The sequence below is a fragment of the Arthrobacter sp. sptzw32 genome, from assembly GCF_059089735.1.
In genome coordinates this window covers 211,013-222,524 of sequence record NZ_JBNHEZ010000004.1, presented here as the reverse complement: position 1 = coordinate 222,524, position 11,512 = coordinate 211,013, and the positions used below count along the sequence as shown (strand labels likewise).

The following is an 11,512-nucleotide window of genomic DNA, read 5'->3' as shown; positions in this document are numbered from 1 at the left end:
CAACGCTTTGCGAGGCCAGGAAACTAAGCTCTTGTGGGAGGGTGACCTGGCGGAACCACGAAAGGGGAAGGGTCCATGGCGGACGAGACTGCTGAAGAGGTATTGTCCGCGGTGGCGGCGGAGCGCGACGCTGCATTCGCGGCCAACCGCGAACGCTTTAAAGCCCAATCCTGGTACGAGATCGACCACCGTCTTGCGCTCCTGTTGGCTCCGGTCGCCAGGATGGGCAACGACGCAACGGTGGAGCTCACCGTTGTTGTGGACGGCGCCGTCATCTCCGGATCCGTCGTGTCCGCGCACGCCTGGGCACAGCGGCAGAATGACCAGATCCGCACCGGCAGCCCGGCCGTCGCCGCCGCCTTCGAGTCGCTGGAGCCGGCGACGGACCAACTGGAACGCCAGCCGGCGGGAGAAGGCGGGGCAGGCCCGCAGCCGAAGGACCAGGACCGGTACATCCACTTCCTTGGACCGGTGCTGCTGTCAGGGGGAGTCCACGTACGCATGCAGGCCACCAGAGTCGACCTGCGCAAAGTCTCGGCATGGAGCATAGGGCGCATCCCGGGCGAGTAGGGACTCAGCGCCGTTGCCCCCTGCGCAGGCCGGTGACAGGATGGCCGCATGGTGATCGAGGTCCGTCCGGCCACTGAGTTTGAGGATGTCAGGACGATGGTGGGGCCCAAACGGCCGGACGCCAACGTCTGCTGGTGCCTGAGCTACCGCATTCCGTCGAAACAGAACCAGGCACTGCACGGGGCGGAGCGCGGGGAGCTGGTGAAGGAGCTGGTGGCCCAGGATCCCCCGCCGGGAATCCTGGCGTACGACGGCGGTGAAGTAGTCGGGTGGGCAGCAGTCCACCCCCGCTCGGATACCAGCTTCGCCGCGAACCGGAAGATTCCGCACGTGGACGGGCTGGACGTCTGGTCTGTGTGGTGTATCCGGGTGCGGCCAGGGCGCCGCGGCAAAGGCATTTCACACCTCCTGCTCAAAGGCGCCGTTGCGTTCGCTGGAAGCTATGGGGCACCGGCCATCGAGGGCTACCCGGTGGATAACCGCGGGCAAAAGGTAGACCTCACCATGGCGTACGTGGGCACGCGCAAGCTTTTCGAGGACGCCGGCTTCACCAAGGCTGCGGACACGGAGTCAGTACTCAACGGCTTCCCGCGGGTGCTGATGCGCCTGAACCTGCGGGATCAGGCGTAACCCCCCGGTTCCAGCGGCGCGCCGAAATCAGGGCGCCCAGCCCATAGCGCTAACCAGGGTTCCCGGCACCTAAACCGCCGCGGGACGCCCCAGGTCCGCACTCCTGAAAAGCGCCTCCAACCTGCAATGCGCCTCGGTCTCCAGGTTAAGGCGGTGCGTCAGCTTTTCCACCTGCACGGACATCTCCTCACCCACCGGCAACCGGTCCCCGGGCCAGCTCGACGCCGCCCTCGATTCGGCGAGTGCCTGCGCCAGTGCCTTGGCCGCGGCACGCACCTTCCGCGAGTGGAGGTAGACCCGCAGGAGCGCCCTGCCCTTGTTCAGGCCGGCCTGCACCAGTTCACGCGGACCCGCTTCCGCCTCCGGTCCAATCGCGGTCGCCCCGCCATCGGCAGGCGCCGCGCCCGCGGCGGCACCCGCCGTCGTCTGGTCTTTGATGTTGCTGTGTCCCATGGCTGCCCCTCCTGCACCGGCCAGCTTCCGGACCGGTCTTCGTTGACCGTTGTCCCTGAAGCTGTTTCTTCTGCCTTCGAGTGTCCCGGGCCTTCCTCAACGTCCAGGCAAGCAGGTGCCAAGATTGGCGCAAGATCCGCTGAGGCAGCCGCCGGGGAAGCCCGGAGCAGGTGGCCGCTGCCAACACGGCCAGCACCACAAGAAGCCTTGCGACATGCCCCGTTGCCGTTAATACGGTAGAAGTAGAGCTATGGTCTCTCCCTCCGAAACCCGCCGTGCCGTTGTCATCGAGGATGACCCGGACATTCGCGGCCTGCTGGTCCGCGTCCTGGTCAAGCAGGGCTTCGACGTTACGGAGGCCGGAGCGGGTCTGCCCGGTGTGGAGGAAGTCCGCCGCCGCCAGCCGGACCTGGTGACCCTGGACCTGAACCTCCCGGACCTCGACGGACTGGAAGTTTGCAAGCGGCTCCGGGAATTCTCGGACGCCTTCATTGTGATGCTGACCGCGCGTGCGGACGAACTGGACAAGCTGACCGGACTGGACAACGGAGCTGATGAATACATCAGCAAGCCATTCAGCCCCCGGGAGCTGCAGTCCCGGATCAACGCCCTCTTCCGCCGCCGCCCCTCCGCAGCTGCCGATTCGGCCGCCCGGAGCGAGCTGGAACGCGCCACCGAAGTCCAGTTAAGCCTTCTCCCGCAGGAGGACATCCGCGTCGAAGGCTATGACGTGGCCGGGATGTTCCGCCCTTCCCGCAGCGTGGGCGGGGACTTCTACGACTGGTACCAGACCCCGGACGGGCTCCACCTGACTTTCGCCGACGCCATGGGCAAAGGCATGGGCGCCGCCCTGATCGCGGCGACAGTCCGCGCCGTCATGCGCTCCACGGGCCGCCGGGAGGACCTCGACGGCGCGTTCGCCTCCGCCAGCAAGGCGATAGCCACGGACCTGGATTCCTCCAACTCCTTTGTCACTTTGTTCCACGCACGGCTTGACGCGGCCTCGGGAACGGTCAGCTATGTCGACGCCGGGCATGGGCTTGCGCTGCACGTCAGCTCCGGCGGCGCCGCCCACCGCCTCGCGTCCGGCGGGCCCCCAGTCGGAGCCTGGGCAGGAACACAATGGCCCCAGTCCAGCCTCGAGCTCGCCCCGGGCGATTCATTGGTGGTGGCCAGCGACGGCGTGCTGGACGTCTTCGATACCGTTGAGGACTTCACCGAGGCTGTCCGCAGCGCGGTGCAGGGACATGACTCGGCCCGGGCAGCCAGCAGCGCCATCCTTGCCCTGGCCCCGGCCGAGACCGCTGAGGACGACGTCACGGTGGTTGTGGTCCGCCGGCTGCCCGAAGGAGCAGGCGCATGACCCGGTTCCTGACCCGGCTGGTGGTGGTGCTCACCGTCATCACGGGCGTCAACTACATCGCCTGGCGCTGGATGGCATCGCTGAACTGGGACGCCTGGTGGATCGCCGTGCCGCTGGTGGTCGCTGAAACCTACAGCCTCATCGACGTGATGCTGTTCGGCATGACGGTGTGGAAGCTGAAGATCCGGAAGGGCGCCCCGGCGCCGCCGGCCGATGCCACCGTGGACGTCTTCATCACCACCTACAACGAAGACCTGGACATGGTGATGACCACCGCGCTGGCCGCTCAGAAGATCCGGCACCCGCACAGCACGTGGATCCTGGACGACGGCGCCCGCCCCGAGCTGGAGGCCCTCGCCGCCCAGCATGGCCTGGGTTATGTCACCCGCAGCGAGGACTGGACCTCCAACCTGCCCCGGCACGCCAAGGCGGGCAACCTCAACAACGCCCTGATGCAGACCCACGGCGAGTTCCTCCTGATCCTGGACGCTGACCAGATCCCCGAGCCGGACATCCTCGAAAAGACCCTCGGTTACTTCAACAACCGCCGGGTGGCGCTGGTCCAGACACCGCAGTACTTCAGCAACGTCCCGGCCGATGATCCCCTCGGCAGCCAGGCGCCCCTCTTCTATGGCCCCATCCAGCAGGGCAAGGACGGGTGGAACGCCGCCTTCTTCTGCGGCTCCAACGCCATCCTCCGCCGCGAAGCCCTCATGCAGCTGGGCCTGGTGGGTTACGTCAAGGAAACCGAGAAGAGCATCCGACGTGCCCTGGCCGCCTCCCGCTCTGCCATCAAGCAGGCCCGGAAGTCTCCAGACATGACACCACTGGTGGCCCAGGTGCTGGACGAAGTGGAGGCGGCAACCCGCGAGGCGCAGCAGGAGCTCGACGCCGGCGGAGCCCTGAGCGAGATCACCTACCGGGTACGCCGCCGCGTGGACGCCGCCGTGCAGACCCTGGTGATGGCCGACGTCGAAGCCCTGCAGGCAGACCTTGAAGAGATCGCCGCCATGGAACTGGCCCACGTGGGCGAGTCAGGCGTCCCCGTCGTGGCGGACGATGCCGTGCAGCGCATGTCCGCCCGTGACTGGTCGCCCCTGGGCGCCCTGGAATCCGTGCAGGCCGTCCTGGATGCCCTCTCGGTGGAACGCAACGATGAGGCACAGCCGGTCATGCCGCTGGCCACGATCTCCGTCACCGAGGACATGGCCACCGCCATGCGCATGCACGCGATGGGCTGGGAGAGCGTCTACCACCACGAAATCCTCGCCTACGGGCTCGCTCCCGAGGACCTCAAGACCATGCTCACCCAGCGCCTCCGCTGGGCGCAGGGCACCATCCAGGTGCTGCTCCGCGAGAACCCGCTGGTGCAGAAGGGCCTCAAGCTGGGGCAGCGGCTGATGTACTTCGCCACCATGTGGACCTACCTCAGCGGCTACGCAGCGGTTATCTACTTCGCCGCCCCGATCATCTACCTGTTGCTCGGAGTCCTGCCGGTGACGAGTTTGAGCTGGGACTTCTTCATCCGGTTCATCCCGTTCATGGTGGTCAACCAGCTGCTGTTCGCCGTCGCCGGCCGCGGCATCCCCACCTGGCGCGGCCAACAGTACAGCCTTGCCCTGTTCCCCACCTGGATCAAGGCGTGCTCGACGGCGGCCCGGAACGTCTGGTTCGGACGCCCCCTTGGATTTGCCGTCACCCCCAAGGCCCGCCAGAACGGCGGACCCAGCTGGAGCCTGATCCGGCCACAGATTGTGGTGTCCGTCCTGCTGGCCGTGGCCGCCGTCGTCGGAATCATCCGCCTGGCTACCGGCCTGGCCGAGCCACTTGGCACCCTAGTGAACGTCGTGTGGGTCATTTTCGACCTGGTGGTCATGAGCATCCTGGTGCGTGCAGTGCTCTACAAGGGTTATGAACCGGCTCCAGATTTGGCATTAGCAGAGAGGAAACCCGATGGAGTTTAGCTATGAGGTCAAGGACTCGTATGCGGAGGTCAAGGCGGACGGACGGCTGAACATGGTCTCCGCGCCCAAGCTGCGCGAGTTCGTCACGGATGTAATCGCCGGCGGATCCAACCGGATCGTGGTGAACCTGGAAAAAACGGCGTTCATGGATTCGTCCGGCCTGGGCGCGCTGATCGGCTGCCTCAAAGCGGCGCGGCAGGCGGGCGGGGACCTGCGGATCGCAGCTGTCCAGCCCCAGGTGAAGATGGTCCTGCAGCTGACCAGCATGGACAAAGTCCTCACCGCTTACGGATCCGCCGAAGAGGCGTTCAGCAATGACTGAAGTCCTGGCGTCCCGCAGCTTCCGCGGGCCGGCGTCCGAGGACGCCATCGAGTCGATCCACAACCACCTCGACAGCCTCTGGCTCGACGTCCCCTTTGTGCAGGACATGGACCAAATGACGTTTACGACGGCGGTCATCGAGTCGGCGTCGAACATCGTCCAGCATGCCGAGCCCGTGGCGCAGGAACCCGTGGAGCTGGGGGTGGACATCGAGGTGCGGCCCGCGCTGCTGCAGGCACGGGTGAGCGCCTACCACGCGAAGCCGCCCTTCGGCCCGATGGAGCCGGCAACCGTCGGTGAGGACGCCGAGTCCGGCCGCGGCCTGGCGCTGATCCAGGCCTTGGTCACGACGGTTACCTTCGAACGGCAGGACGGCACCAACGTCTGGGTCCTGTCCAGGACACCGCAGGGCTGATTTTTACAGCCGGCCCGACGTCCCGGCCGGGCCCGCAGCGGCTTCGGCCGGGATGAGCACCGAAACAGTGGCCCCGCCCCCGGGAGTGTCACTGATGGTGAGTTCTCCGCCGTGCGCCTGGGCGATCCGTTGGCAGGTCGCCAGGCCCAGGCCTGTCCCGGGCCCGTCGCCGGGCCGGTTGAGCCGTACCAGTGGCTCCACGGCCCTGGCCCGGTCGGCGGGCAGGATGCCTTTGCCGTTATCGGCAACCTGGACCGTCACGCCCCGGGGGCCGTTTGCAGCCCTGACCTCGATCCGCAGCGGACGTTCCGGCGAGCGGTAGTTCAGTGAGTTGGCCAGGAGGTTTTGCAACAGGGTGCGAAGCTGCCCGTGGTCTGCGAAGAGCTTGGCGTCGTCGCAGGAGATCCCGCTGTCGGCGTCGAGGTCCACACCGAGGTCCTGCGCTGCCTCCGCCGTGACAGCCAGCAGGGACACGTGGTTACGGTTCAACCTGCCGTCGGCGCGCGAGTAGTCCAGCACGTCTTCCAGAGTTACCAGCATGCGGCGCCCGCCGTTGGCTATGAGTTCCAGGTACTCGGCGGAAGGGTGTCCTTGGGGTATGTTGGGGTCGTCCTCGGCCAGTTCCACATACCCCAGGATGGTGGTCAGGGGCGCTCGCAGGTCATGGCTGACCCGCCCGGCGAATTCGGCCAGCATCTCGTTGCTCCGGTGGAGATCTTCAAGGGCTGTGTTGAGCTGCAGCGTACGGTGCTGGAGTTCCAGAAGTTCAACGACCTGGCCGGCCAGGACCTCCACCAGGCGGATCTGCTCGGGCGTGGGCAGATCCGCCTGGTCAGAAAACACACAGAGCGAGCCAAGCACCAGGCCGGAAGAGGTCTCCAACGGCACGGAGGCGTAGAAGCGGACGTCCGCTATTTCCCCGGTCACGAACGGGTTGGACCGGAACCGCGGGTCCACGGAGGCGTCGCGGACCACGGTGGACTCGCCGCTCAGAAAGACGCTCGAGCACATCGAGTCCTCGCGGGAGCATATTCCGGGATCTATACCGGCGGCGGCGACCTGCAGCTGTTGGTCCGCGGTAATGATGTTCACCACGCTGTAGGGCACGCCGCACAAACTCGCAGCCAGGCGTACCAGGTTGTCCAGCGCAGCACGCGTCCTCGGGTTCGCCAGCGCCGGCAACCCACCAGGGTCGGCGGGGATCAATCCGTATTCCCGAAGGCCACGATCGCGTGCGGCGTCCTGATCGGTCAGCGTTTGCATAGCCGTCCCGTCCATATTCTTTTTGTTCCCCCAGCATCTTCCGCCCGGGCCCTGCAGCTTCCCCGTGAGGATACCGGATGGGGCCCGGCACTGTTGTAGTCTCTTGACACCGGCAGCAGCCTGATCTTCAATATTACGTATGCTGAAATAACAGTTCCATGATGCGGAAGCCTTGATCCGGTTTCACTGGTGATGGGCGCCGGGAAGTCCGGCATCCGCATAGCCGTCACCATGGATGCCAGCAATTGTTACGAGGTACCTGCCAGCATGAAGCTTGCCGAATTCAACACTGCTGACCCCGCCCGGGCAGCGGAGACGCTTAGACCCTGCATCGACGTTCAGCGCTGGGTGGACACTGTGGCTGCCGCCCGGCCCTTCCCTTCCAAGGACGCGCTCCTGGCGTTCGCCTCCGAGGCTGCCCACCCGTTCACTCCGGCCGAGGTTGAAGCAGCCATGGCGCACCACCCGCGGATCGGTGAACGTCCGACGGCGGCCACCACCGAGGCGTCCATGTCACGTTCCGAGCAGGCAGGGGTGGATCCGGCGGACAAGGCCCTGGCGGAGGCTCTGGCCCAGGGCAACAGGGACTACGAGGCCAAATTCGGCAGGGTCTTTTTGATCCGCGCAGCCGGGCGCACGGCTCCCGAAATCCTGCAGTCCCTGGACCAGCGGCTGGGGAACTCCCCCGCTGAGGAAGATTCCATTGTGGCCCAGCAGCTGCGCGAGATTGCCGTACTGCGGCTTGAAGGACTGATCACCGAATGAGCGTCTCCCACGTCACTACCCATGTCCTCGACACCGGCGCCGGCCGCCCGGCGGCCGGGGTCGCCGTCGTGCTTTACAAAAACAACGGCGGCAGCTGGCAGGAACTTGCAGCCTCCACCACGGATGCCGACGGCCGCGCGAAGGATCTGGGCCCGGAGCAGCTGGAACCCGGCAACTACCGGCTCAACTTCGCAACGGGCAGCTACTATGCCGGCCTCCAGACTGCCACGTTCTTCCCCGAGGTGGACCTTGTGTTCGAAGTCACCGGCTCCGAGCACTACCACGTTCCGCTCCTGCTCAGCCCCTTCGCGTACTCCACCTACCGCGGCAGCTGACACCCCTCCCCGTTGCCCTGCCACTTACAGTCCCCAAACCGGCGCCCTGGCAGCCGTAACTGATAGGGCAACGGCGGAAATGTAGGCTTGAGGCATGGCTTTTGAACAACCCCGCGCCGAGCGCCGCGAGATCACCGTCCGCCGGGCGCCCAAGTACGTCCCGTTCCTGATCCTGGGCGCACTGGTGGGTGTGGGGGCGGCAGCGGCGGTTGCTTACGGCCTGCCGGCGAGCGAGAGCTTTGACCCCGCCTCGGTCTTCGGATTTTTCCTGGTGCTCTTTGCCGGCGCCGGCGCAATCCTGGGCGCCGTACTGGCGCTGATCCTGGACCGGCGAAGCCTGAAAAGGCAGCAGCGGGCTGTGGTGGAGTCCGTCCCCGATTCCGAACCGGACACCGACCCCCGTCCCTAGGCAAGTCACAAACGGGCGGCCGGAAAAGTCCTCCTCCAGGTCGTGAGATAATCGACCAGTGGCACGCGGCGATGGAAAACTTTCCCATGATCTTCTCCCTGGCGAAAAAGGCCCGCAGGACGCCTGTGGCGTTTTCGGAGTCTGGGCACCAGGTGAAGAAGTAGCAAAACTTACCTATTACGGGCTGTATGCACTGCAGCACCGCGGTCAGGAGTCCGCTGGCATAGCCACCAGCGACGGCAACCGGATCAACGTCTACAAGGACATGGGCCTCGTCTCCCAGGTCTTCGACGAGACCACCTTGAACACCCTTACCGGACACCTGGCGGTGGGCCACTGCCGCTACTCCACCACCGGAGCCAGCCACTGGGCCAACGCCCAGCCCACCCTCGGCGCCACCAGCACCGGAACGGTTGCCCTGGCGCACAACGGCAACCTCACCAACACCGCTGAGCTCAACGCGATGATCCAGGAACGCAACGGCGATCAGCTTACGGGCGAGATGAAGCAGGGCAACACCTCGGACACAGCCCTGGTGACGGCCCTCCTTGAGGGCGAGCCGGGCAAAACCCTCGAAGAGACGGCCATCGAACTGCTGCCCAAAATCAAGGGCGGCTTCTGCTTTGTCTTTATGGACGAAGGCACCCTTTACGCCGCCCGCGACACCTACGGCATCCGCCCGCTGGTCCTGGGCCGGCTGGAGCGCGGCTGGGTTGTCGCCTCCGAGCAGTCGGCACTCGCCACCGTCGGCGCCAGCTTCATCCGTGAGATCGAGCCGGGCGAGTTCATCGCCATCGACGAGCAGGGCGTGCGTTCCCAGCGTTTCGCCGAGCCGACGCCGGCGGGCTGCGTTTTCGAGTACGTTTACCTCGCCCGCCCGGATGCCGCCATCGCCGGCCGATCGGTGTACGAGTCCCGGGTGGAAATGGGCCGCCAGCTGGCCCGCGAAAACACGCAGGCCGCGGACATCGTTATCCCGGTTCCGGAGTCCGGTACGCCTGCAGCCGTGGGTTACGCCGAGGAATCCGGCATCCCGTTCGCCCACGGGTTCGTCAAGAACTCCTACGTTGGCCGCACCTTCATCCAGCCCTCGCAGACCCTGCGCCAGCTCGGCATCCGGCTCAAGCTCAACGCCCTCGAGTCCGTGATCCGCGGCAAGCGCGTGGTGGTAGTGGATGACTCAATCGTCCGCGGCAACACCCAGCGCGCCATCGTCCGGATGCTCCGCGAAGCCGGCGCCGCGGCCGTCCACGTCAAAATCTCCTCCCCGCCGGTCCAATGGCCCTGCTTCTATGGCATCGACTTCGCCTCCCGTGCCGAGCTGATCGCCAACGGCGCCACAATCGAGGAAATCTCGCAGGCCATCGGCGCGGACTCGCTGGCCTACATCTCCGAGGACGGCATGATCGGCGCCACCCGGCAGCCGCGCGAGCGCCTCTGCACCGCCTGCTTCACCGGCAAGTACCCCATCGAGCTTCCGGGCGCGGACAAGCTCGGGAAGAACCTCCTCGAACGCACCGACCTCGGCGGCCTGAAGCCCTCGCCTTCCGCCCTCCCCGGTGCCACCGCGGCCCTTGCCGTGGACTCCGAAGAGGACCCGGCGGAGAAGTCCGGCGCCACCGGCTGCGATCCCGGACCGGACTCGGAGTTCGAGAACCTGCTGACCGAAGCCGACCTTGTGCCAGACGTACACGCCGCCGCCGGCACTGACAAGAAAGAGTCCGTATGACTTCCGCTGCCCCCGCCTCCGGCAACACCTCCGGGAACACTGCAGGCATCACTTACGCCTCCGCCGGTGTCGATGTCGAAGCCGGCGACCGCGCCGTCGAGCTGATGAAGGGTGCCATCAAAGCTACCCACAACTCCTCGGTAATCGGCGGGGTAGGCGGGTTTGCCGGCCTCTACGATGTCTCCACGCTGCTCACCTACAAGAAGCCGCTGCTGGCCACCTCCACCGACGGCGTGGGTACCAAGGTTGCCATCGCCCAGGCCATGGACATCCACGACACCATCGGATTCGACCTGGTGGGCATGGTGGTGGACGACATCGTGGTGGTGGGTGCAGAGCCGTTGTACATGACGGACTACATTGCCTGCGGCAAGGTGGTGCCCGAGCGCATCGCCGATATTGTCCGCGGCATCGCAGCGGCCTGCTCCGTCGCCGGCACCGCACTGGTGGGCGGCGAAACGGCCGAACACCCTGGCTTGCTGGGCGAACACGAGTACGACGTCGCAGGCGCAGCCACCGGCGTTGTTGAGGCCGACCAGCTCCTGGGACCGGACCGTGTCCGCGCCGGGGACGTGGTGATCGGCATGGCTTCCTCCGGCCTCCACTCCAACGGTTACTCGCTTGTCCGCCGCGTAATCAACCACGCCGGCTGGGCATTGGACCGCCAGGTTTCCGAACTGGGCCGCACCCTGGGCGAGGAACTCCTCGAGCCCACCCGCGTCTACGCCGCGGACTGCCTGGACCTCGCCCGCACCTTCCCCGTCACCGGCGCATCAGCGGTGCACGGCTTCAGCCACGTGACCGGCGGAGGCCTGGCTGCCAACCTTGCCCGCGTACTCCCGCAGGGCCTCGTGGCCACGGTGGACCGCTCCACCTGGGAACTGCCCGCCATCTTCAAGCTGGTGTCCGAACTGGGCAACGTCCCGCTGGCGGACCTGGAACGCACGCTGAACCTGGGCGTAGGCATGGTGGCCATCGTCTCGGCTGACGCCGCTGACGCCGCAGTTGCCCGCCTCAACGACCGCGGCCTGCCTTCCTGGGTGATGGGCACCGTCACCGGGGACTCCGATTCCATCCTGAAGTCCGGCCCGGACTACGTTCAGGGCGCCAAGGGTGTGGATGGCGGGGCAGTCCGCCTGGTCAACGCCTACGCCTAGCATTTCCTCGACGCCGGTGGGTGCCTTCAGGGGTACCCACCGGCATTTTTGTGCCCGCTGCACCTCTTGGGCGCATTACGGTTTGCGTAATTGCGAATGATTATTGTTAGTATGAGACCTGCCCTGAGTCCTGTTAC

13 protein-coding genes are annotated in these 11,512 nt (G+C 66.1%); 11 read left to right on the top strand and 2 right to left on the bottom strand.

Annotation, left to right across the window (positions count from 1 at the left end; genetic code table 11):
* Window positions 1–75: 75 nt before the first annotated feature.
* Together AC5RVN_RS09995 and AC5RVN_RS09990 are read left to right on the top strand one after the other, a co-directional pair.
* The gene (locus AC5RVN_RS09995) at window positions 76–570 is read left to right on the top strand and encodes a GvpU-like protein (protein ID WP_494137811.1); all 495 of its coding nucleotides are present in this window, start codon (window positions 76–78) and stop codon (window positions 568–570) included.
* 48 nt (window positions 571–618) lie between these two features.
* Window positions 619–1,200, top strand: coding sequence for a GNAT family N-acetyltransferase (locus AC5RVN_RS09990; protein ID WP_494137810.1), 582 nt, complete (start codon window positions 619–621; stop codon window positions 1,198–1,200).
* A 69-nt stretch (window positions 1,201–1,269) separates the two neighbouring features.
* On the opposite strand, the gene AC5RVN_RS09985 is transcribed toward AC5RVN_RS09990, so the two are convergent.
* On the bottom strand, window positions 1,270–1,653 hold the full coding sequence (locus tag AC5RVN_RS09985; protein WP_494137809.1) for a hypothetical protein: 384 nt from the start codon (window positions 1,651–1,653) through the stop codon (window positions 1,270–1,272).
* Between the two features lie 250 nt (window positions 1,654–1,903).
* On the opposite strand from AC5RVN_RS09985, the gene AC5RVN_RS09980 reads away from it, so the two are divergent.
* From AC5RVN_RS09980 to AC5RVN_RS09965, 4 genes are read left to right on the top strand one after another with little or no spacing between them, the layout of a single operon-like run.
* Window positions 1,904–3,016, top strand: a complete 1,113-nt coding sequence (locus AC5RVN_RS09980) for a PP2C family protein-serine/threonine phosphatase (protein ID WP_494137808.1) — start codon at window positions 1,904–1,906, stop codon at window positions 3,014–3,016.
* Window positions 3,013–4,980: a glycosyltransferase family 2 protein gene (locus tag AC5RVN_RS09975; protein ID WP_494042074.1), complete on the top strand. Its 1,968-nt coding sequence runs from the start codon at window positions 3,013–3,015 to the stop codon at window positions 4,978–4,980. The genes AC5RVN_RS09980 and AC5RVN_RS09975 overlap by 4 nt, the downstream gene beginning before the upstream one ends.
* Window positions 4,970–5,302 carry an STAS domain-containing protein gene (locus AC5RVN_RS09970; RefSeq protein WP_494042073.1) on the top strand — a complete coding sequence of 111 codons (333 nt, stop codon included), beginning with the start codon at window positions 4,970–4,972 and terminating at the stop codon, window positions 5,300–5,302. Before AC5RVN_RS09975 ends, AC5RVN_RS09970 begins: the two co-directional genes overlap by 11 nt.
* Entirely contained in the window at window positions 5,295–5,717 is a 423-nt protein-coding gene (locus AC5RVN_RS09965) for an ATP-binding protein (RefSeq protein ID WP_494042072.1), read from the top strand. Before AC5RVN_RS09970 ends, AC5RVN_RS09965 begins: the two co-directional genes overlap by 8 nt.
* Before the next feature lie 3 nt (window positions 5,718–5,720).
* Here the strand turns inward: AC5RVN_RS09965 and AC5RVN_RS09960 are convergent, their stop codons facing one another.
* Window positions 5,721–6,995 carry a GAF domain-containing sensor histidine kinase gene (locus AC5RVN_RS09960; protein WP_494137807.1) on the bottom strand — a complete coding sequence of 425 codons (1,275 nt, stop codon included), beginning with the start codon at window positions 6,993–6,995 and terminating at the stop codon, window positions 5,721–5,723.
* Window positions 6,996–7,247: 252 nt separating this feature from the next.
* Here AC5RVN_RS09960 and uraD point away from each other — a divergent pair, with 252 nt between their 5' ends.
* From uraD to purM, 5 genes are all read left to right on the top strand, one after another.
* Window positions 7,248–7,745, top strand: coding sequence for a 2-oxo-4-hydroxy-4-carboxy-5-ureidoimidazoline decarboxylase (gene uraD / locus AC5RVN_RS09955; RefSeq protein ID WP_494105149.1), 498 nt, complete (start codon window positions 7,248–7,250; stop codon window positions 7,743–7,745).
* The gene (gene uraH / locus AC5RVN_RS09950; RefSeq protein WP_494042070.1) at window positions 7,742–8,080 is read left to right on the top strand and encodes a hydroxyisourate hydrolase; all 339 of its coding nucleotides are present in this window, start codon (window positions 7,742–7,744) and stop codon (window positions 8,078–8,080) included. Before uraD ends, uraH begins: the two co-directional genes overlap by 4 nt.
* Before the next feature lie 94 nt (window positions 8,081–8,174).
* Window positions 8,175–8,489, top strand: coding sequence for a hypothetical protein (locus tag AC5RVN_RS09945; RefSeq protein ID WP_494137806.1), 315 nt, complete (start codon window positions 8,175–8,177; stop codon window positions 8,487–8,489).
* 58 nt (window positions 8,490–8,547) lie between these two features.
* On the top strand, window positions 8,548–10,218 hold the full coding sequence (gene purF, locus AC5RVN_RS09940; protein ID WP_494105039.1) for an amidophosphoribosyltransferase: 1,671 nt from the start codon (window positions 8,548–8,550) through the stop codon (window positions 10,216–10,218).
* On the top strand, window positions 10,215–11,375 hold the full coding sequence (purM, locus tag AC5RVN_RS09935) for a phosphoribosylformylglycinamidine cyclo-ligase (protein ID WP_494137805.1): 1,161 nt from the start codon (window positions 10,215–10,217) through the stop codon (window positions 11,373–11,375). Before purF ends, purM begins: the two co-directional genes overlap by 4 nt.
* The last annotated feature ends 137 nt before the right edge of the window (window positions 11,376–11,512 follow it).